This window comes from Bradyrhizobium betae (genome assembly GCF_008932115.1).
In the GTDB taxonomy this organism is placed as follows: Bacteria; Pseudomonadota; Alphaproteobacteria; order Rhizobiales; family Xanthobacteraceae; genus Bradyrhizobium; species Bradyrhizobium betae.
In genome coordinates, this window is sequence record NZ_CP044543.1 from 5,574,076 (window position 1) to 5,594,756 (window position 20,681).

Consider the following 20,681-nt stretch of genomic DNA (forward strand, 5'->3'; position numbering starts at 1 on the left):
ATGCAGTCCCAAGACAAGATCGCTGGCAAGATCGTCGTCGCGAGCCAGCATTATCCGCCGGATACGAGCACGACCGCCGCAATCATGGCCGAGATCGCCTGTCGTCTCGCCGAGGGGCACGAGGTCGTCGTGCTGTCGGGCTGGCCCGGTGCGCTGCCGGTCTCGCACACCGGTCCGGGCAAGCCGCGCGTCGTTGCGATCAGGAACCGGATGGCGGGCAAGGCGGCGCTGGTGCGGCGCGGCGCCTCCGAGCTGCTGTTCGCGGCGCGCACGTTCGTCGCGCTGGTCCGGGAGCTCAAGGCAGGGGACGTCGTGCTTACCGTCACCGCGCCGTTCATGCTGCCTTATGCCGTTGCTGCCGCGGCGAAGCTCAAGCGCGCGCGGTCGGCGCTGATCCTGCACGACCTGTTCCCCGACGTGCTGGTGATGGCGGGCCTCCTGAAGCCGGGCTCGATCGTGACGAGGACGATGCGTGCCGCCAACAGCCTGATGTTCCGCGCGCTCAATGCCGTCATCACCATCGGCCGCGATGCGGAGGGGCCACTGCTGAGCTACGCCGGTATGACGCGCAGCAAGATCCGCTTCATTCCGAACTGGGCGACGCTGGTGCCCGGTCCGCGTCCGCTGTCAGCGGACAATCCGTTCCGCAAGACCATCCCTGCGCGTTTCGTCGTCGGTCTGTCGGGCAATCTCGGCTTCACCCATGATCCGGAGATCGTGTTCGAGGCGGCGCGTCTTCTCGAGGACGAGCCGGACATCCACTTCCTGCTGTCCGGCTGGGGCATCGGCTTCGAGCGGCTGAAGCAGTTGCAGGCCGCAGCGAACCTCGCCAATGTCTCCTTCGTGGCGCGCGTCGCGGATGCCGAGCTCGAGGCGTTCCTGGCGGCGGCCAATCTCTGGATCATTCCGTACCGGAAGGACGTGGCGGGGGTGTCGGTGCCGAGCCGGTTCTACAATCTGCTGGCGGTCGGCCGTCCCGTGCTGCTGGTCTCCGAGCCGGAGGCCGAGGCGGCCTTGACCGTGGTGGAGAACGGGCTCGGCTGGGTCGTGACACCGGGCCGCGCCGACCAGCTCGCAGACGCAATCCGTGCGGCGGCCCGTTCCGACGACGGTGTAGTCGCGGCGCGCGCGGTGAAGGCGGCAGCGCGATACGACCGGGCCGTGGCGATGGACGCCTATGCCGGACTGATCGACGAATTGTTGCGCAACCGGGATCTTTCGGAGCGGCGATGAGCGAACACAAACCGGTCGTGCTGGTGACGGGAGCGAGCGGCTTCGTCGGCCGTCACGTCGCGCCCGCGCTGGCGCGTGAGGGGTGGTCGGTGCGCCGTGCGGTTCGCAGTCCTGAAGGCCTCGACGACGAGGTCGTGATCGAATCGATCGGCCCGGAGACGGATTGGAGCGCCGCGCTCCAGGGCGTCGATGCCGTCGTCCATCTCGCCGCGCGCGTGCATCACAAGCACGAGGAGCACGCGGTCCAGCTCTACCGCAACGTCAACATCGCCGGCACGCTGCATCTGGCGCGCTCCGCGGCGACGGCCGGCGTGCGCCAGTTCATCTTCGTCAGCACCGTTCTCGTGCACGGCCGCAGCAATGAAGGCCGCGCGCCGTTCAGCGAGAACGACATCCTGACGCCGCGCGGCCTCTACGGCATGTCAAAGGCGGCGGCCGAGGCGGGGCTGAAGACGCTGGCGCGCGACAGCAACATGAAGATCTCGGTGATCCGGCCGCCGCTGGTCTACGGCGCGGGCGCCAAGGGCAATTTCGCGCTGCTGACGCGCGCGGTGAGCCTCGGGCTGCCGCTGCCCTTTGGCGCGATCCGCAATCAGCGTGCCTTCCTCGCGGTGCAGAACCTCTCCTCGTTCATCGCGCGCCGGCTCGTCCATCCCGACACGGCAAGCAATTTCGAGATCTTTCTGGTGGCCGACAGGGAGCAGGTCTCGACGCCTGAGTTCATCGAGCGGCTGGCGAAGGCGGCCGGCAAGAACTCGCGGCTGTTCGGCATGCCGCCGCACCTGCTCAGCACGCTGCTGAGCGTGATGGGCCGGCAGGACACGCATGACAGCCTGATCGGCTCGCTGGAGCTCAACGTCTCCAAGGCGATTGCGACCGGGTGGCAGCCAGAGGTCTCTCTCGACGAGGGCCTGCGGCTCGCGCTGTCGGATCAGGATGCCTGAGGGCGCGAGAACCGTCGCAGCACGAACGCGATCGCGATCGCGCCGACAAGCGCCGCGACGATCGTGATCGCCGTTGAGCCTGCGCGAACGGTGACGATGGCAAGCACCGCCAGCAATAGATTGAGCGCGAACACCTCGCCGATCACGCGCGGGACCGTGAAGCCGTTGTCGGTGGCGCGCTGATAGAAATGCGAGCGATGCGCCGACCAGAACTGCTCGCGGCTGGCGATGCGGCGAAACAGCGTGATGGTGGAATCCGCGAGGTAATAGGCCGGCAGCAGCAGCGCAGCGGCAGGCTGTCCGTGCCAGGCCAGCTCCAGCAGGCACCAGCCCAGCAGAAGGCCGATCGGCAGGCTGCCGACATCGCCTAAGAACACTCTTGCGACCGGCTTGTTGAACGGCGCAAAGCCGAGCATGGCGCCGCACAGCGCCGTGGCGATCAGCACGGCCGGCCACGAGAGATCGCCGAGCAATCCCAGCAGCAGCAGCGCCGCGGTGACCGGCACCACTTCGGCGACCGACATCAGGTCGAGCCCGTCCATGAAATTGACGAGGTTCACGAACCACACGCCGGCGAGTAGGATGAGACCGCGCTCCAGCAGCAGCGGCAGCGCCGGCACGATGCGCGCGGTCTCGGGCGCGGTGAACACGACCGCGCCGACGCAGACTGCTTGCAGCAGAAGCCGCACCAGCACCGGCAGCGACACGATGTCGTCGGCAAATCCGACCAGCGCGATCACGATCGTCGCAATGACCAGCGCCGGAGGAATCGCAGCGTTGGCCGATGCCCCCCAGACGGACGCGACCAGCAGCGTCGCTGCTATCACCGCGATGCCGGCGCCCTGCGGGGTCGGGATGCGATGCGAGGATCGCGCGTTGGGCCGCGCCAGCGCGTAACGCTGCAGCAGGGGACGGCTGCTCCAGGTGACGACGGCCGAGATCAGCGCGGCGATCGCAACGGCAAGCAGCGACGATACGATGGCGACCGCGTCGCTGGCCGGGTTCACTCCGGCACCCCGAGCGGCGCCGAGCCCTGCGCGGCTTTCTCCGCGCTGAGGATCCAGACCAGGCCGCCGACCGCGCCGACGATGAACGAGACCGCGCCGAACAGGAGCGAGATGTTGACGCCTTCGTTGGCGGCGAGCCCGGCGAAGCCGAAGGCCAGGCCCATGGTCGCCTCGCGCACGCCCCAGCCGGCGATCGAGATCGGCATCAGGGTGATCAGCATGACCGGCGGAAGCAGCTGGAAGATCTGGCCAAAGCTGACCGGTGCCGCGATCGACTGCACCACGCACCAGCCGATGATGACGGCGAGCACGTGAACGAGGAACGACAGGATCGCGATGATGGGCCCGCGCCTTGCGTCGAAGATCACGCGGTTGGCGATCACGGCGCAGGCGTGGATGTGGTGGGTGGCCCACCAGGTCTTCAGCCACGGCCATTGCAATGCCCCGAAGACCAGGAAGCCGAGGCCGCCCGCCAGCGCGGCGAAGTCGACCAGCAGCAGCGCCGAGCGGCCGTGCGGATCGGTTATGAGCTCGTAGCTCCAGGGCAGGCTCGCGACGATGAGAATTGCCAGTGCGACGAGGCCGATCGCGCGATCGACGAAGATGGAGTAGGTGGCCGCGCGCCATCCGGCGCCGGCGCGCGCGACCAGCCAGAGCCGGACCGCATCGCCGCCGATCGCGGACGGCAGGGTCTGGTTGAAGAACGCGCCGATCACGTTGTAGCGCATGGCGCGGCCGAGCTCGAGCGGCGCGCCGCATGCGGCGCTGATCTCGCGCCAGCGCAGCACGCCGACGAAGATTTGCAGGAACGTGACCGCGATCGCCATGGCGATCCAGAACAGGCTGCTCGCCGTGAAGCGCGAGAGCAGCTCGGACAGATCGACCTTGCGAAGCGCCAGATAGAGCAGCGCTCCGGAAATCAGGATTTTGGCCGTCGACAGCAGGATTCGGCGCATCTCGCCCGCATGAACAGGGTTTGCGAAGATTTGAGGCAACCCGACGCGTGGCGCCGAATTCGGCCGCTTTGGTATGGTTTTGGCGTCGATCTTGCAATAGCGGTGACGAAGAGCGGTCGTGAACCGCCAATATGAGGGGGGCGGGGCTATTGTGCCCCCTCGATGCGGCTAAACAGGCGCCGCGGGCACAGGATCGGATTTGGGGGCCCTCGGGAACAGGATGACGGATCAGGCGATTTTGGTCACGGGTGCGGCCGGCTTCATCGGCTTTCACGTCGCCCGGCAGCTGCTCGCCGAAGGCCGGACCGTCGTCGGGCTCGACAATCTCAACAGCTATTACGATCCCGCGCTGAAACTGGCCCGGCTGGACCTGTTGCGCGACGATTCCCGCTTTTCGTTCGTCAAGGCCGATCTCGCCGACCGCGAGGCGATCGCCGCGCTGTTCGCACGGCACGGATTCGCCAAAGTCGTGCATCTCGCGGCCCAGGCCGGCGTGCGCTACTCGATCGAGCAGCCGCAGGCTTACGCCGATTCCAATCTCCAGGGCTTTCTCAACGTGCTGGAGGGCTGCCGCCACAATGGCTGTCGTCATCTCGTCTACGCCTCGTCATCCTCCGTTTATGGCGCCAACGCTAAACTGCCATTTGCCGTGCAGGACCGGACCGACCATCCCGTGAGCTTCTATGCCGCGACCAAGAAGGCGAACGAGGTGATGGCGCAGTCCTACAGCCATCTCTACCGGCTGCCGGTCACTGCCTTGCGCTTCTTCACCATTTACGGCCCGTGGGGACGGCCCGATATGGCCCTGTTTCTGTTCGCGAATGCCATCATGGCGGGCAAGCCGATCCGGCTCTTTAACCATGGCCGGATGCGTCGCGACTTCACCTATATTGACGACGTCACCCGTGTAGTATCCAAGCTGGTCGATCGGGTGCCCGCGGATGACCCGGCTGCCGCAAATGCGCCGTCTAAGGTCTACAATGTCGGCAATCACCACCCGGAAGAGCTGATGCATGTCGTCGGACTTCTGGAGCAGGAGCTGGGTCGGACGGCGATCAGAGAATTGCTGCCGATGCAGCCGGGAGACGTCTTGGAAACGTTCGCGGATGTCGAGGATCTGATGCGCGACACCGGCTTTGCGCCGTCAACGCCGATCGCGCACGGGGTTCGTAATTTTGTCACCTGGTATCGGGACTACTTCAAGGTTTGAAATGACGATGGACAAACGCATTATCCCCCTGATCATGTGCGGCGGTGCCGGAACACGGCTGTGGCCGGCTTCGCGCGAGGTGCGCCCCAAGCAATTCCTGCCGCTGTTCGGCGCGCGCTCGACCTTCCAGGATACGCTGCTGCGTGTCTCGGATGCTTCGCTGTTCGATCGTCCTGTTATCATCACCAATGCGTCCTACCGCTTCATGGTGCTGGAGCAGCTCGCCGAGATCGGCATCGAGGCCGATGTGATCCTCGAGCCGATGCGGCGCGATTCCGGCCCCGCGATCGCAGCGGGTGCGGTGTTCGCGCAGAACCGCTCGAGTGAAGCCATCGTGCTCGCGCTCGCCGCCGATCACGTGGTGCAGGACAATGCCGCCTTCGTCGCCGCCTGCCGCGAAGGTCTCACCGCCGCAAGCGCCGGGCGCATCGTCACCTTCGGCGTCAAGCCGGAACGGCCGGCGACCGAATACGGCTATATCAGCCCGGGCGAGGTGATCTCGGGCGAGGTGCACGCGGTCGCGCGCTTCGTCGAAAAGCCGGACGCGGTGAAGGCCGCCGACTACGTCAATTCGGGTTATCTCTGGAACAGCGGCAACTTCATGTTCCCTGCTGCTCTCCTGCTCGACGAATACCGCAAGGTCGACGCGGGAAGCGTGGAGGCGGTCACCAATGCAGTCGCCAATGCCGGCCGCGATCTCGGCTTCGTGACGCTGGAGCCGCAGGCTTTCGGCGCGGCGAAGGCGATCTCGATCGACTACGCCGTGATGGAGAAGACCTCGCGCGCGGCCGTGGTGCCGGTGTCCTGCGGCTGGTCCGATGTCGGCTCCTGGCATGCGGTGTGGGAGCTGTCGGACAAGGACGCGCAGGGCAACGCCTCGCATGGCAGTGCGGTGTTCGAAGACTCGCGCAACTGCAACGTCACCTCCGATTCCGCGCTGGTCGCGCTCGAAGGCGTCGACGATCTCATCGTGGTCGCAACCGCCGATGCGGTGCTGGTGTCGCGCCAGAAGGATGCCAACGGCCTCAAGCGTCTCGTGACCAAGCTCAAGACGGTCGCGCCGAAGGTCACCGAGGAGCATCTGAAAGTGCACCGGCCCTGGGGCAGCTATCAGTCCGTCGACAATGGCGAACGCCACCAGGTCAAGCGCATCGTGGTGAAGCCGGGCGGGCGGCTGTCGCTGCAGAAGCACCACCATCGTGCCGAGCACTGGATCGTGGTCCGCGGCGCCGCCCGGGTCACCGTCAACGAGACGGTCAAGACCGTGCACGAGAACGAGTCGATCTACATCCCGATGGGCGCCGTCCACCGGATGGAGAACCCCGGCAAGATCATGCTGGAACTCATCGAGGTGCAGACCGGAAGCTATCTCGGGGAAGACGACATCATCCGGATTGAAGACGACTATCAAAGGTCGTAACCAGCACACTCCGAATCACGCGCCCCGGCCCGAAACAGCGGTATCTTTCAGCCACTTAAGGCCCGGGGAACGTGTAACTTTTTGAATCAAATCGTGTCCGGTCAGTCAGGCCGGCATTCGCCACAAATGTGGCGTCCGTGCTAGAAGCGGCCCGGGGATTTGCGTTGAATCGGGGTTTGCTCAGATGAGTTCCAAAGTGTCTTCACCGGCAAAGGCCGGCTTGCGCGTCGGCGTCATTGGCGCGGGCGTGATGGGCAGCAACCACGCGCGCGTGCTTGCGGGTCTTCCGGGCGTCAACCTCGTTGGCGTGGTCGATCCCTCGCCGGCGCACCTTGCGCGCACCACCGAGCTTGCCAACTGCCAGGGCTTCGAGACGCTCGACCAGCTCCTCGCCGCCGGCGTCGATGCCGTCACCATTGCCGCGCCGACCCATCTGCATCACGAGGTCGCGCTCGCCTGCATCGCCAAGAACATCCACGTGCTGGTCGAGAAGCCGATCGCCTCCACGGTCGCGGAAGGGCGCGAGATCGTCACTGCTGCGCAAAAGGCCGGCGTGACGCTGATGGTCGGCCATGTCGAGCGCTTCAATCCGGCCGTCGCCGCCGTCAAGCAGGCGATCGCGGGCGAGGACATCCTGTCGATCGCGATCACGCGCGTCGGCCCGTTCCCGCCGCGCATGTCCAATGTCGGCGTCGTCATCGATCTCGCCGTGCACGACATCGATTTGATCCGCTGGTTCACCGAATCCGACATCGTCGAGGTGCAGCCGCAATTGTCGAGTGCGATCGCCGAGCGCGAGGACATCGCGCTGCTGCAGTTCCGCACCGCCAACGGCGTGCTCGCCCACATCAACACCAACTGGCTGACGCCGTTCAAGGCGCGCAGCGTCACGGTCGCGACCCGCGGCAAATACGTGATGGGCGATCTGTTGACGCGCCAGGTCACCGAGTGCTTCGGCTTCAAGCCCGACGGCAGCTATTCGATGCGGCATCTGCCGGTCGGCCATGACGAGCCGCTGCGTGCCGAGTTGATTGCGTTCCTCAGGGCCGTGCGCCATGGCGAGACGCCGGCGGTGACCGGCGACGAGGGCGTTGCCAGCCTCGAGATCGCGACGCAGTGCCTGGAAACACCCTCGCGTCCCGCAGCCAATTCGGCCGCCCGCAAGGGCCCGCGCCGCGTTGTCGGCTGATCCTCCTCGCATGTCGACCGCTCAAACTCAGCAAGGCGCCATGAACCAGCATCTGCGTTCGGATCCCATTCCCTTCATCGATGTCAGCTCGCAGCGCCGCCGGCTCGGCGCCTCGCTCGATGCCGCCGTCAAGCGCGTGCTCGACCATTGCCAGTTCGTCAACGGACCTGAAGTCACCGAGCTCGAGAAGCAGCTCGCGGCCTATTGCGGCGCCAAGCACGTCATCGCCTGCTCCAGCGGCACCGATGCGCTTCTGATGGTGCTGATGGCAAAGAACGTCGGCCCCGGCGATGCCGTGCTGTGCCCGTCGTTCACCTTCATCGCGACCGCATCGCCGGCGGCCCGGACCGGAGCGACGCCGGTTTACGTCGATGTCGACGAAGCCACCTTCAACATGAGCCCGGAGTCGCTGAAGCGCGGCATCGCGACCGCCCGCAAGGCCGGCCTGAAGCCCGTCGCGGTCATTCCCGTCGACCTGTTCGGACAGCCGGCCGATCACGATGCCATCGCCGAGATCGCCAAGGCCGAGGGCCTGTTCGTGCTCGATGACGCCGCCCAGGGTTTTGGCGCCAGCTACAAGGGCCGCAAGCTCGGTACCTTCGGGCTCGCCACCACGACCAGCTTCTTCCCGGCGAAGCCGCTCGGCTGCTTCGGCGACGGCGGCGCGATCTTCACCGATGACGACGAGCTCGCCGCGACGCTGCGCAGCATCCGCGTGCACGGGCAGGGCGTCGACAAATACGACAACGTCCGCCTCGGCCTGACCGGCCGGCTCGACACCATGCAGGCCGCGATCCTGCTCGAGAAGCTGACGATTTTCGACGACGAGGTCGCCGCCCGCAACAAGGTCGCGGAGCGCTATGCGCGGGGCCTGTCGAACGTCGTCACCGTGCCGCGTCTGGCGCCGGGCAATACCTCGGTCTGGGCGCAATACACCATCCGCCTTCCTGAGGGCACCGACCGCGACGGCTTCGCCGCCGCGCTGAAGGCCCAGGGCGTGCCGACCGCGATCTATTACGGCAAGTCGATGCACCAGCAGACTGCCTACAAGCAATATCCGGTCGCCGACGGCGGCCTGCCTGCTTGCGAGAGCCTGTCGCAGGACGTCATCAGCCTGCCGATGCACGCCTACCTGACCGAAGCCGATCAGGAGCGAATCATCGCCGCCGTGCGCGGCGCGATCGCGGGCTGATCTTGCTTTTCTTCCCCTCTCCCCCTGTGGGAGAGGGTGGATCGCCGCGTAGCGGCGAGACGGGTGAGGGGTCTCTCTCCACTCGGAAGGCGCGGAGAGAAACCCCTCACCCCAATGAGCTTGTGTCTGCTTGCGGAGCTGCCCTCTCCCACAAGGGGAGAGGGCACATTAATGCGCATCGCAAGATGCAATCGACCTCTGTCCGATTAGCCTCTAAAACAGACGCATGCTCGGACGCATCTTCACGGTTGGTGGTTACACGCTGCTCTCGCGGCTGACGGGATTTGCCCGCGACATCATGCTCGCGGCGATCCTCGGCGCCGGTCCCGTGGCCGACGCCTTCTTCGTGGCGCTGCGGCTGCCCAACCATTTCCGCGCGATCTTTGCCGAAGGCGCCTTCAATGCGGCCTGGGTGCCGGCCTATGCCCATGTCCATGGCGAAAAGGGCGAGGGGGCGGCAAAACTGTTCGCCGACCGCATCTTCACGCTGCTGCTGGCCTCGCAAATCGTGCTGCTGATCGTCGCGTGGCTGTTCATGCCGCAGGCCATGAGCATCCTGGCACCGGGCTTTTCCGAGGATGCCGAGCAGCGCAAGCTCGCGATCGAGCTGACCCGGATCACCTTTCCCTATCTGCTGCTGATCACGCTGGTGACGCTCTATGGCGGCATGCTCAACGTGATGCAGCGCTTTGCCAGCGCAGCCGCCGCCTCGATCTTCCTCAACGTCGCGATGATGATGACCCTGGCGCTGGCCGCCTGGTTTCCGACCGCGGGCCACGCCGCGGCCTGGGGCGTGCTGATCTCAGGCTTCCTGCAGTATTTCCTGCTCGCCGGCGATCTTGCCCGCCATGGCGGCCTGCCGCGCTTTGCCCCGCTCAGGCTCGACGAAGACATCCGCGGCTTCTTCAAAGCGCTCGGGCCGGCGACGCTGGGATCGATGGGCACGCAGGTCGCGCTGTTCGCCGACACCATCATCGCGACCTTCCTGCCCGCGGGCGCGCTGTCGGCGCTCTATTACGCCGACCGCCTCAATCAATTGCCGATCGGCGTCATCGGCATTGCCATCGGCACGGTGCTGCTGCCGGAGATGTCGAAGCGGATCACGGCCAACGACCATGACGGCGCGATGAAGGCGCAGCGCCGCGCGTTCGATTTCACGCTGCTGTTCTCGATCCCTTTCGTCGCGGCCTTCCTGACCGTGCCCGACGAGATCATGCGCGCGCTGTTCGCCCGCGGCGCGTTCTCGAAAGCCGATGCGGTGGCCGCCGGCGGCACACTGGCGGCTTACGCCATCGGCCTGATCCCCTTCGTGCTGATCCGCAGCGCGGTCGCGACCTTCTATGCGCGCAAGGATACGGCGACGCCGGTGCGGGCGTCGCTGACCGGGATCGCGGTCAACGTCGCGCTGAAAGTCGCCTTGATGGGATCGCTCGCCCAGATCGGTCTCGCGCTGGCAACAGCAGCCGGTGTCTGGACCAATCTGCTGCTGGTGCTGTTCTTCGCCGTGCGGCGAGGGTTTCTCGTGCTGGACCGCGCCTGGCTGACGTCGTTCGCGAAATTCCTGCTGACTGGAGTGATCTTGGCCGCGAGCTTCTGGCTGATCGCGCGGTTCTGCGCTGCGTCGCTGGCCTCGATGCACTTCGGGGACGAAATGACGCTGGGCCTGCTCGCCCTCGGGGGCACGATCGTCTACGCGCTCGCGATCCTCATCCTGTTCGGTCGCAACTGGCTGGTCTCGCTGGTGCGCAGTTAGGCGCTGGAGCGAGGCACTCGCCTCCAGGATGTAACTGAAATCCGTACAGCCCTTGATTTTGCGCGATCGCCCTGCTATTGGTCCCTCATGATTAAATCGTCGCGCAAAGTGAACTTCAACCACATGACCCGCTTCGGCTGGGCCGTGGAAGGAGTCGTGCGCTAGGAATTCGTCGACGACATCTTTTCCACCAGGCCCCGCCGGCATCGGACGGGGCCTTTTGTTTGGCCACGCTCCCTGCCGGCACAACAGCAGGAGCGTGCGATGCCACCTCAACTGACCAGCGTTTCATCCGGGATCGAGCGCGACGCCGCGAGGCGTCGCCTCGACCTCTCCGTCATATCAAGCCCGCTCAGGCGATATTGGCGTGCGTTTCAGCAGCGGCGCCAGCGCTCACGAGTCACCTTGCAGGATCTGAATGACAGGGAGCTGATGGATATCGGCCTGACGCGTGGCGAGATCGACTACGTCACGCCTGAACGCGCGATCGATAGACTGAGAGATAGCACGATGCAGATATGGGGCCGAGGTGGGATGTGAGCGATCATCCCTCCCTGCCGATACGATCCCAAGCGTTGCCAACAACAAGCGTTGCCAACAACAAGCGTTCCCAAAAAAAGGATGCCGATGATGACGTCACATGCAGCAATTGCCTCGGCGGACGTGGAAATCCGACGATTGATCATCGACGATCTGGATATCTTTCGCGAGATTCGCGCAGAGGCACTTCAGATGCATCCTGCGATCAGGGCTTGATGGCCACTTTCAGAACGCCGTCTCGCTGGTTGGCGAAGAGATCGTAAGCCTCGACGATGTCATCGAGTTTGCGCGTGTGCGTGACCAGTGGCTTCAGATCCACCCTGCCGGAAGCGACGACGGCCATGAGCCGGCGCATGCGCTCCTTGCCTCCGGGGCACAGCGCGCTGTTGATCTTGTGGTCGCCGAGACCGGCGCCGAAGGCATCCATGGGGATCTTCAGGTCCGAACTGTAGACGCCCAAACTCGACAGCGTGCCGCCCGGGCGGATGCAGCGTAGCGCGCTCTCGAACGTGGCTTGCGTCCCGAGAGCCTCGATCGCGCTGTCCGCGCCCTTGCCTCCGGTGTATTTCATCACCTCGGACACCGGATCCTGAGTCTTGAAATTGATGGTGATGTCCGCGCCGAGCTTCTTGCTGACGGCCAGCCGGCCATCATTGCCGTCCACCGTGATGATGGTGGTCGCACCCAGCAGCCTGGCGCCCGCGGCCGCGCACAGGCCGATTGGACCCTGCGCGAACACCACGACGGTGTCGCCAATCTTGATGTTGGCGTTTTCTGCGCCTTTGAAGCCGGTGGACATGATGTCCGGGCACATCAGCACCTGCTCGTCCGTCAGGCCGTCGGGCACGGGCGCGAGGTTGCCCTGGGCATCGGGCACGAGGATGTATTCGGCTTGCGAACCGTCAATCAGGTTGCCAAAGCGCCAGCCGGCGGTGAGTTTGTAGCCGTGACATCCGCAGCGCCCCGATGCGACGAGATAGCTGCCGTCCTGTGAAGGCGCGCAGTCCTGAGCGGCGTAGCTGTTGAAGTTGGGGCAGATTGCGCCAGCGATGACGCGCTGCCCTTCCCGATACCCGGTCACGCCGCTACCAAGCTTTTCAATGATGCCGACCGGTTCGTGGCCGATGGTGAGGCCCTTTGCCACGGGGTATTCGGCCTTGAGAATGTGGACGTCGGTTCCACAGATCGTCGTCGTCGTAATCCGGACCAGCGCATCGTTGGGGCCGACATCCGGGATCGGCTTGTCGGTCAGCTCGATTCGCCCCTTCTCGACAAAAACGGCGGCCTTCATCATCTTGCCCATAGCGCTTCCCTTGCTCAACTCATGACGACTGCACAATTCAGGGTGGCCCGGGTCGGGGAGGGCGGCGTTGATCTGGCTCAAGAAGGCCAACATGCCGTTCCAAAACATACTTCGGTTGAAGCTCCCGCCTCAGGAGTTTGCCGTCATCAAAGGCTCGGCCCATGGTCGAACGCACCTCGACGCTGCCGAGGCGCGAGGGCGGAGCTTTTTTGTGGCAAGATGGATCGCTTCACGGACCTGCCTAAAGCCGTTTGCCTTGCCAGTTTTTCCACGGCAATATGCCGGCAAAACAACCATAGGACGGGACAATACAATGGCGGCTCCCATCAAGTTCGGCGTTGGCCAAAGCGTGCTGCGCAAGGAGGATGACGCGCTCATCCGCGGCAAGGGCCGCTATACCGACGACTATGCGCCGCAGGCCGCGCTCCGCAGCCTGATGCTGCGCTCGCCGCACGCGCATGCCAAGTTCACCATCGATGCGAGCCGCGCCCGCACGCTGCCCGGCGTTGCGCTCATCCTGACCGCCGATGACGTCAAGGATCTCGGCGATCTGCCCTGCCTGTTCAATCTCGAAACCGAGCCGTTCAAAGGCCCGCCTTACCCCATTCTCGCCAAGGACGAGGTGCGTCATGTCGGCGATTCCATCGCCTTCGTCGTCGCCGAGACCATCGACCAGGCCCGCGACGCGATCGAGGCGATCGAGGTCAAGTGGACGCCGCTGCCTTCAGTGACCGGCCTCGTCAACGCGATCAAGAAGGGCGCGCCGCAGGTCTGGCCGGACAAATCAGGCAATGTGCTGTTCGATGTTTCGATCGGCGACAAGAAAGCCACCGAAGCCGCCTTCGCCAAGGCCCATGCCGTCGCCGAGATCTCCATCGTCAATCCGCGCGTGGTCGCGAGCTTCATGGAGGCGCGCGCGGCGGTCTGCGAATACGACGCCAAGGCCGATTATCTGACGCTGACCGTCGGCAGCCAGGGCAGCCATCGCCTGCGCGACATTCTCTGCCAGAACGTGCTCAAGATCCCGACCGAGAAGATGCGGGTGATCTGCCCCGACGTCGGCGGCGGCTTCGGCACCAAGCTGTTTCCCTATCGCGAATACGCCCTCCTGGCGGTTGCCGCGCGACAGCTGAAGAAGGCCGTGAAATGGGCGGCCGACCGCACCGAGCATTTCATGGGCGACGCGCAGGGCCGCGACAACGTCACCACCGCCAGGATGGCGCTGACTGAGGACGGCAAATTCCTCGCGATGGATTGCGACCTGATGGGCGACATGGGCGCCTATCTGTCGACCTTCGGGCCCTACATTCCCCACGGCGGCGCCGGCATGCTGCCGGGTCTCTACGACATCCAGGCCTTCTACTGCCGGGTGCGCACGGTCTTCACCAACAGCGTTCCTGTAGATGCCTACCGCGGCGCGGGACGGCCCGAAGCCGCCTATGTGATCGAGCGTCTTGTGGACGCCTGCGCGCGCAAACTCGACATGACGCCGGACGCCATCCGCCGCAAGAATTTTATCCCGCCGAAGGCGCTGCCCTACAAGACGGCCACGGGCAAGGTCTACGATTCCGGCGACTTCGCCGCGCACCTCAAGCGCGCGATGGAGATCGGCGAGTGGAAGGAGTTTCCCAAGCGCGCCAAGGCAGCCAAGAAGCACGGCTTGATCCGTGGCATTGGTCTAGCGAGCTATGTCGAGGTCTGTGGCACCATGGGCGAGGAGACCGCCAATGTGCGGATGGACCCCAACGGCGACATCACCGTCCTGATCGGCACGCAGTCGAGCGGGCAGGGTCACCAGACCGCCTATGCGCAGATCGTCGCGGAGCAGTTCGGTGTTGCGCCGGAACGCGTGCACGTCCATCAGGGCGACACCGCCATGATCGCAACGGGCCTCGGCACCGGCGGCTCAGCCTCGATTCCCTCCGGTGGCGTCAGTGTCGAGCGCGCCACGCGCGAGCTTGGACAAAAGCTGAAAGAGATCGCGGCGCAGGCGCTGGAAGCCAGCGCCGGCGACCTCGAGATCACCGACGGTATCGTGCGGATCGCCGGCACCGACCGGTCGATCTCGTTCGCCGATCTTGCCAAGCGGCCCGGCGCCGACCCGTCGAAGCTGAACGCGAGCGCGACCTTTGCCAGCGCCGACGGCACCTATCCCAACGGCACGCATGTCGCGGAGGTCGAGATCGATCCGGCGACCGGCATCATCAAGATCGTCAACTACGTGATCGTCGACGATTTCGGCAAGACGCTCAATCCGCTGCTGCTGGCGGGGCAGGTGCATGGCGGCGCCATGCAGGGCATCGGCCAGGCCTTGATGGAGCAGGTGGTCTATGGCGCGGGCGACGGCCAGCTCATCACCGCGACCTACATGGACTACGCGCTGCCGCGCGCGGCGGATGGTCCCGACTTCGTGTTCGAGACCAACAACATCCCCTGCACGACCAATCCGCTGGGCGTGAAGGGGGCGGGCGAAGCCGGCGCGATCGGCTCCTGCCCGGCGGTGGTCAATGCCATCGTCGACGGCCTCTGGCGCGAATACAAGATCGACCACATCGACATGCCGGCAACGCCTGAGCGGGTGTGGATCGCCATCAACGAGCACCATCGCCGTCACAGCCTGTGAGCCCAGGTTTCGGCGGCGGGAATAAATCCCCGCCGCCGGGTTCTATCCATGGACGGCCTATTCCCCTAGAGCTCTGCGAGCCGGAGAAATAATCCAATGAAGCGGATGATGATTGTCGCGGGCACCCTGCTGCTGGGTGCGGGCGCCGTGATGGCGCAGCAGGAGATTGCCGTCCAGCAGGACAATCTGATGCGCTCGATCGCCAAGAACCAGTATGGCATCATCCTGAAGATGACGAAGGGCGATATCCCCTACGACCAGAAGGCGGTCGATGAGGCCATTGCCAGCATCGAGGCCGACGTCGGCAAGATCGCCAAGACGTTCGAGGTCAATCCCAAGCAGGACGTCGTGAACGCGACCTACGGCTCGTCGCCGAAAGTCTGGCAGAGCAAGGCCGATTTCGACTCGAAGATCCCACCGGTGCAGAAGGCGATCGCCGAGGTCAAGGGCAAGATCACCGACGTGGCCAGCCTCAAGACCGCCTACACGGGGATCAACGACCGCTGCAACGATTGCCACGAGACGTACCGGGTGAAGCTGAAATAGCGGGACGCTGTTCGTAGCCCGGATGGAGCGCAGCGCAATCCGGGGGCACCTTCTCCGCGGAGAGACTTTCCCGGATTGCGCTGCGCTCCATCCGGGCTCCGGTGCTGCACTCTCATGTGAGGTCCGGGCTCTGATGACCGACTCTTCCGCCCGACAGGCGCAACTTCGCGCGCGAGTCCTCGAGCTGGCGCGGGCGAGCGACCCCTACGCCCACATCTATGCGGGCAAGGAGTTTCGGCGCGACTACGTCGCCGCGCGCACGCTCGCCTGGAGCGTGCTGTTCAAGGACCTGCGCGACACCACCGGCCGTGTGCTCGAGATCGGCTCCAAGGAGGGGCGATCCGCCATTTTCTGGCTGGAGTTCTTCGCCGGTGCACATCTCACCTGTATCGATCTCTTCCACGACGAGGATTCCGAGCGGTTCGACCTCAACCTCGTCGCCTACGGAATGCGCCTGCGCAAGATCGCGGGCACCTCGATCAAGGCGCTCGGTGTCCTGCGCGAAGAGAATGCGGTGTTCGATTTCATCTATGTCGACGGCAGCCATCAGCGTGACGACGTGATGATCGATTGCCTCGGCGCCTGGCGCCTGCTGCGCGAGGGTGGCGTGATGCTGATGGACGACTACACCTGGAAGCCCGACAATCCCGACGCAGAACGCGTCGCGCCCGCCGTCGACGTCTTCCTGGCCTGGCACGGCGATGCCGAAGTGATCCTCAGGAGCCATCAGGTCGCCGTGCGGAAGCGCCGCGCCTGAGATCTTCACCTCGCTTTGAATCGAAAAGGCCGGACGCCCCCTCCAGCGCCCGGCCTTCGTCGACGACGTCGTTATGAGCTTATTTCGTCACCTGACCGCGGATCTCGCCGCCCGGGTTGGCTGCGGTGTGGATGTTGACGTAGAGCTTGCCGCCGAGCAGATCGGCGGCCTGCGCGTCGGTCAACGTCGCCGAGCCCTCGACCGGGCTGGTGGCTGCGCCCGGGATCGGGATCGCGACGCCGGCGTTCTTGCCGGCTTCGGCGGGGCCGTGGAAATGCGCGGCGGTGGCGGGGCCGGAGAGGCCCGAATAGCGCAGCTTCCAGGAGAGTTTCTTGCTGGCGGCGTCATAGTCCAGGTCGGCCGTTCCGGTGGCGCTGCTGGTGGTCGCGGGCACCTCGGACTTGCCGTCCAGCGTCGCCTTCAGCTTCTCCGCGCTGGCGGGGCTTGCGAATGCGACGGCGGCTCCGAGCGCCAGCGTGGCATAAATGGCTTTGTTCATCGATCTCTCCCTGTTGACATCTGATTGCGGTCAACCTGCAAACAGTGCGCTTGCGAGTTTATTCCCGCATTCCGGTCAAACCATCTAAATTATTCGTGGCTGGAGCGGGCGCGGGATGATCCGTAATTTCGACCTGTCCTGATGGAACATTTTCAATGCTGCGACGAACAATTCTTGCCGTGCTGATCGCCGCCCTCGCAGCCTTCGGCGTCTATTGGTGGCTGACGGCACCGGCCGCGCTGGCGTTGCCTGTGACAGCGCGCGCGCCAAATCTCGCCAACGGGCAGGAGCTGTTCAACGCCGGCGGCTGCGCATCCTGCCATGCGATACCCAACCAGCCGGATCGTCTGCGGCTCGGCGGCGGACTGCCGCTCGGCTCGCCGTTCGGGACGTTCTATGCGCCGAATATCTCGCCCGATCCGGTCGACGGCATCGGCCGCTGGAGCGAAGCCGATTTCGTCAACGCCGCGATACGGGGCGTCTCACCGGATGGCACGCATTACTTCCCGGCATTCCCCTACACGTCCTATCATCTGGCTGACGTCGACGATTTTCGCGATCTGTTCGCCTATCTGAAGACGCTGCCGGCCGTGCAGGGCAAGGTGCGCGATCACGATTTGCCGTTTCCTTTCAACATCCGCCGCAATGTCGGCATCTGGAAATTGCTGTTCATGGACGGCAAACCGTTCGCGCCGGATGCATCGCGCTCGCCGCAATGGAATCGCGGCGCCTATCTCGTGAACGGTTTCGGCCATTGCGCCGAATGCCACAGCCCGCGCAATTTCTTAGGCGGCATCATCACCTCGCAGCGCTTCGCCGGCGGTCCCAATCCGGACGGCGAGGGCTGGGTGCCGAACATCACCCAGAAGGGCATCGGCGCGTGGAGCGAGAAAGATATTGCCGACTTCCTCGAGACCGGCGACATGCCCGAGGGCGACAGCGCATCGGGCGCGATGCGCCCGGTCATCAAGAACCTGGCGCAGCTCACGCGCGAGGACCGCGCCGCGATGGCCGCCTATCTCAAGTCGCTGCCGCCGGTCGATGGTCCGACGCCGCCCAAACGCAAGGCGGGTGGCGGCTGAGGCATGCCCTTTCCAATTGACACGCGGCGGGGGCGACCTCATCGTTGTCGCTGCCGGTTTGTGAATTGGAAGTGCGTTACGATGGGGTGTCGGGTCTTTGCGCGATTGCGGCTGATCGTTTTGACACCTGATTTTACCGGCTGGACGAATCTGGCCCCGTCACCTCAACCGTTCGGATGAGATGACATCGAAACTGCCCGACGCGCTGAGGCCGCGCTTTCTGATGCTGTTCCGGGCTGCGCTCGGGCACGGCCAGACCGCCGTCGACGCCTACCAGGCCTGGCGTGCGTCAGAGCCGCTGGATGCCGCCGACGAGGTCGTCTACCGGACCATGCCGCTGCTCGTCGCCACCGCCGACAAGGCCGGAATTACGGATGCCGACACCAGGCGGATGCGCGGCGTCGTCAAGCATGTCTGGCTGTCGAACGCGACGCGGGTGCGCGACGTCGTCGCGGCCGGCGCGGCGCTGAAGCAAGCCGGCATCGCCTCGCAGCTGATCAAGGGCGGCGCCTTGTTCGCGCGCGACGAGAGCTACATGGCCAAGCGCATGACCGGAGATTACGATCTGCTGGTCAGGCGCTCCCAGGCGAAACGTGCCATCGACGTGCTGAGGCAGGCCTCGTTCCGCAGCCACGGCATGAAGGTCGAGCTGTTCTCGGAGTCCGATTTCGACCGCGATATCCACGCAGTTGCGATGTCGCGGGCCGGTTTCAGCCGGTCCATCGACCTGCATTGGCGTGCGCTGTTCTGGCTCGAGGACGAGAGCCTGACCGAGGAGCTGTTCAGCACCGCCGAGACGGCGACGCTGCTGACGCACGAGGTGCTGATCCCCGGGCTCGCCGAGCATCTGGCGATCGCGGCGATGCGTCCGGAGCCGGCCGATCAGAGCGAGATGGTCTCCCGAGCGCTCGAGGTCGTGCATGTTCTGGAGAGCGCCGGCGGCAAGGTCGACTGGGATCGCTTCCGTTCGATCGTGACGCGCTACAATGGCAGCCTGTTCGCAGCGCAATTGCTCGACGTCGTCGCGCGCGAGATGCCGGAGCTCGTGCCGGATGGTCTGGTCGATGAGTTGTGGCGCTACGGCCCGCCCGGGAAATCCGTCGAGATCGCCATTCGCGCGGTACCGTGGGCGCAGCGCTCGCAATGGCAGCACTTCTGGGTGGCCTTCTTTGCCGCCCTGCGCGCGCAGTTCAAGAGCCCGTTCCGGGGCGGGGATTGGCTGAGGCTGCCGGGCGCTGCCGCCGCCGCGTTCGATGCCAGTGCCGTGCATTTTCCTCTGTTTCGGGACGCGATCCTGAAGCGGGTCTGGCAGCGGGCGGCGCGCGCGCCGCATCCGCTGCAAGGCAAGGACGTCTGGTTCGGGCAGGGATTCTCGATTCCGGAGGACGAGGGACGCTGGACCGATCAGCAATTCGCGGTCATCGACGTGCCGGTCGACGGACAGTCGCAGGCGCTAGCCGACGTCGAGCTCGCGGTGATCCCGTTCCTGCCGCCGGGCACGGAGCGCTTTCGCTTCGCCGCCTATGCCGGCGGCGAGGTGCTGCAGATCACCGCCGGGCGCAAGGATCCGATGCCGTTCAGGGTCGCACTGAAGGCAAGCATCCTCGGCAAGGACAAGCGGAAAATCGTCGTCGCGCTGCGGATGCTGGACATGCGTCGCCCGATGGACAACGGCCATTCGATCGACCACCGGCTGCTCGGACTGTTCGTGAAATCGGTCTCGGTCAACGGCGTGCCGGTGTTCACTCCGGCGGGCGCTGCGCCTTGATGGCCTTGCGCAGCGCCATCAGCGTCTGGAGATTTTGAGCGTCCGTATGGATGCGGCCGCCATTGCCTTGATGCAGCCGCCGACGGACGACGATGTCGTCGACATGCGCGGTTTTGAGCCCGCTCTGCTTGGCGCGGCCGAGCCAGGCGATGAAGAAGGTCGCGGGCAGCGTCTCGTCGAACGCGCCGATCCGCATCAAGGCGGCGCGCCGGATCAGCATGCATTGCTTCAGCTCGCCCGGCATGATCTCGACGGCCGGTGCGAGGCGCGCGCGCTGCTGCTCCGGCACGTCGGGGCTGACGAATTGCTGCACCTTGCCGAACACGGCGTCGAGCGCGCTGTCGCGTTCGAGCAGCGCCAGTTGAAGCTCCTGCTTGCGCGCCGTCCAGAGATCGTCCGCATCGCAGAAGCCGATCAGCTCGCCGCGCGCCAGCGCGAGGCCCTTGTTGACGGCGACGGACTGGCCGCTGTTTCCTTGCGTGAGCGCGACGATGCGGTCGCCGAAGCGGTCGAGAACGCCGCGCGTGCCGTCGGTCGATCCGTCGTCGATGACGATGACCTCGCCCGGCGGGACCGTCTGGTCGAGCACGCTTTCGATCGCCTCGGCGATGTAGGCTTGCGCGTTGTAGGCGGCGATGACGACGGAGACGCGCATGCGG

The 20,681-nt window shown here is 65.2% G+C and carries 18 protein-coding genes; 13 read left to right on the forward strand and 5 right to left on the reverse strand.

Translation table 11 applies throughout. From position 1 onward, the window contains the following. Nucleotides 1-1,233: a glycosyltransferase family 4 protein gene (locus F8237_RS26750; RefSeq protein ID WP_162006228.1), complete on the forward strand. Its 1,233-nt coding sequence runs from the start codon at nucleotides 1-3 to the stop codon at nucleotides 1,231-1,233. Next, nucleotides 1,230-2,177 carry an NAD-dependent epimerase/dehydratase family protein gene (locus F8237_RS26755; RefSeq protein ID WP_151649221.1) on the forward strand — a complete coding sequence of 316 codons (948 nt, stop codon included), beginning with the start codon at nucleotides 1,230-1,232 and terminating at the stop codon, nucleotides 2,175-2,177. The genes F8237_RS26750 and F8237_RS26755 overlap by 4 nt, the downstream gene beginning before the upstream one ends. Here the strand turns inward: F8237_RS26755 and F8237_RS26760 are convergent. Next, a complete protein-coding gene (locus F8237_RS26760; RefSeq protein ID WP_151649222.1) occupies nucleotides 2,165-3,184 on the reverse strand; it encodes an MraY family glycosyltransferase in 1,020 nt (339 codons plus the stop codon). The genes F8237_RS26755 and F8237_RS26760 overlap by 13 nt on opposite strands. Next, nucleotides 3,181-4,140, reverse strand: a complete 960-nt coding sequence (locus tag F8237_RS26765) for a lysylphosphatidylglycerol synthase transmembrane domain-containing protein (protein WP_151649223.1) — start codon at nucleotides 4,138-4,140, stop codon at nucleotides 3,181-3,183. Before F8237_RS26765 ends, F8237_RS26760 begins: the two co-directional genes overlap by 4 nt. A 220-nt stretch (nucleotides 4,141-4,360) precedes the next feature. Here F8237_RS26765 and F8237_RS26770 point away from each other — a divergent pair, with 220 nt between their 5' ends. The 6 genes from F8237_RS26770 to F8237_RS26800 all read left to right on the forward strand — a co-directional run bounded on the left by F8237_RS26770 (nucleotide 4,361) and on the right by F8237_RS26800 (nucleotide 11,444). Beyond that, nucleotides 4,361-5,350, forward strand: coding sequence for an SDR family NAD(P)-dependent oxidoreductase (locus F8237_RS26770; protein ID WP_151649224.1), 990 nt, complete (start codon nucleotides 4,361-4,363; stop codon nucleotides 5,348-5,350). Nucleotides 5,351-5,357: 7 nt separating this feature from the next. Beyond that, nucleotides 5,358-6,770, forward strand: a complete 1,413-nt coding sequence (locus F8237_RS26775) for a mannose-1-phosphate guanylyltransferase/mannose-6-phosphate isomerase (RefSeq protein ID WP_162006229.1) — start codon at nucleotides 5,358-5,360, stop codon at nucleotides 6,768-6,770. A gap of 184 nt (nucleotides 6,771-6,954) precedes the next feature. Then, nucleotides 6,955-7,959, forward strand: coding sequence for a Gfo/Idh/MocA family protein (locus F8237_RS26780; RefSeq protein WP_151649226.1), 1,005 nt, complete (start codon nucleotides 6,955-6,957; stop codon nucleotides 7,957-7,959). A gap of 40 nt (nucleotides 7,960-7,999) precedes the next feature. After that, a complete protein-coding gene (locus F8237_RS26785; protein WP_162006230.1) occupies nucleotides 8,000-9,151 on the forward strand; it encodes a DegT/DnrJ/EryC1/StrS family aminotransferase in 1,152 nt (383 codons plus the stop codon). A gap of 226 nt (nucleotides 9,152-9,377) precedes the next feature. Further along, on the forward strand, nucleotides 9,378-10,904 hold the full coding sequence (gene murJ, locus F8237_RS26795; RefSeq protein ID WP_151649229.1) for a murein biosynthesis integral membrane protein MurJ: 1,527 nt from the start codon (nucleotides 9,378-9,380) through the stop codon (nucleotides 10,902-10,904). Nucleotides 10,905-11,168: 264 nt separating this feature from the next. After that, nucleotides 11,169-11,444, forward strand: coding sequence for a DUF1127 domain-containing protein (locus F8237_RS26800; RefSeq protein ID WP_151649230.1), 276 nt, complete (start codon nucleotides 11,169-11,171; stop codon nucleotides 11,442-11,444). Nucleotides 11,445-11,649: 205 nt separating this feature from the next. Here F8237_RS26800 and F8237_RS26805 read toward each other — a convergent pair whose 3' ends face one another. Next, nucleotides 11,650-12,747, reverse strand: coding sequence for an NAD(P)-dependent alcohol dehydrogenase (locus tag F8237_RS26805; protein WP_151650682.1), 1,098 nt, complete (start codon nucleotides 12,745-12,747; stop codon nucleotides 11,650-11,652). A gap of 313 nt (nucleotides 12,748-13,060) precedes the next feature. Here F8237_RS26805 and F8237_RS26810 point away from each other — a divergent pair, with 313 nt between their 5' ends. The 3 genes from F8237_RS26810 (at nucleotide 13,061) to F8237_RS26820 (ending at nucleotide 16,673) form a co-directional block, all read left to right on the forward strand. Next, entirely contained in the window at nucleotides 13,061-15,370 is a 2,310-nt protein-coding gene (locus F8237_RS26810; protein WP_151649231.1) for a xanthine dehydrogenase family protein molybdopterin-binding subunit, read from the forward strand. Nucleotides 15,371-15,466: 96 nt separating this feature from the next. Then, entirely contained in the window at nucleotides 15,467-15,916 is a 450-nt protein-coding gene (locus F8237_RS26815) for a cytochrome c (protein WP_151649232.1), read from the forward strand. Between the two features lie 133 nt (nucleotides 15,917-16,049). Further along, nucleotides 16,050-16,673, forward strand: a complete 624-nt coding sequence (locus F8237_RS26820) for a class I SAM-dependent methyltransferase (protein ID WP_151649233.1) — start codon at nucleotides 16,050-16,052, stop codon at nucleotides 16,671-16,673. A 79-nt stretch (nucleotides 16,674-16,752) separates the two neighbouring features. Here the strand turns inward: F8237_RS26820 and F8237_RS26825 are convergent, their stop codons facing one another. Next, the gene (locus F8237_RS26825) at nucleotides 16,753-17,172 is read right to left on the reverse strand and encodes a CHRD domain-containing protein (RefSeq protein ID WP_151649234.1); all 420 of its coding nucleotides are present in this window, start codon (nucleotides 17,170-17,172) and stop codon (nucleotides 16,753-16,755) included. A 155-nt stretch (nucleotides 17,173-17,327) separates the two neighbouring features. On the opposite strand from F8237_RS26825, the gene F8237_RS26830 reads away from it, so the two are divergent. Both F8237_RS26830 and F8237_RS26835 read left to right on the forward strand, forming a co-directional pair. Next, complete coding sequence (locus tag F8237_RS26830; RefSeq protein ID WP_151649235.1) at nucleotides 17,328-18,254, forward strand: cytochrome c; 927 nt, start codon at nucleotides 17,328-17,330, stop codon at nucleotides 18,252-18,254. A 181-nt stretch (nucleotides 18,255-18,435) separates the two neighbouring features. Then, nucleotides 18,436-20,022, forward strand: a complete 1,587-nt coding sequence (locus F8237_RS26835) for a nucleotidyltransferase family protein (RefSeq protein WP_151649236.1) — start codon at nucleotides 18,436-18,438, stop codon at nucleotides 20,020-20,022. Here F8237_RS26835 and F8237_RS26840 read toward each other — a convergent pair. Next, complete coding sequence (locus F8237_RS26840; protein WP_151649237.1) at nucleotides 19,997-20,677, reverse strand: glycosyltransferase family 2 protein; 681 nt, start codon at nucleotides 20,675-20,677, stop codon at nucleotides 19,997-19,999. The two genes, F8237_RS26835 and F8237_RS26840, sit on opposite strands and share 26 nt — an antisense overlap. Nucleotides 20,678-20,681: the final 4 nt, after the last annotated feature.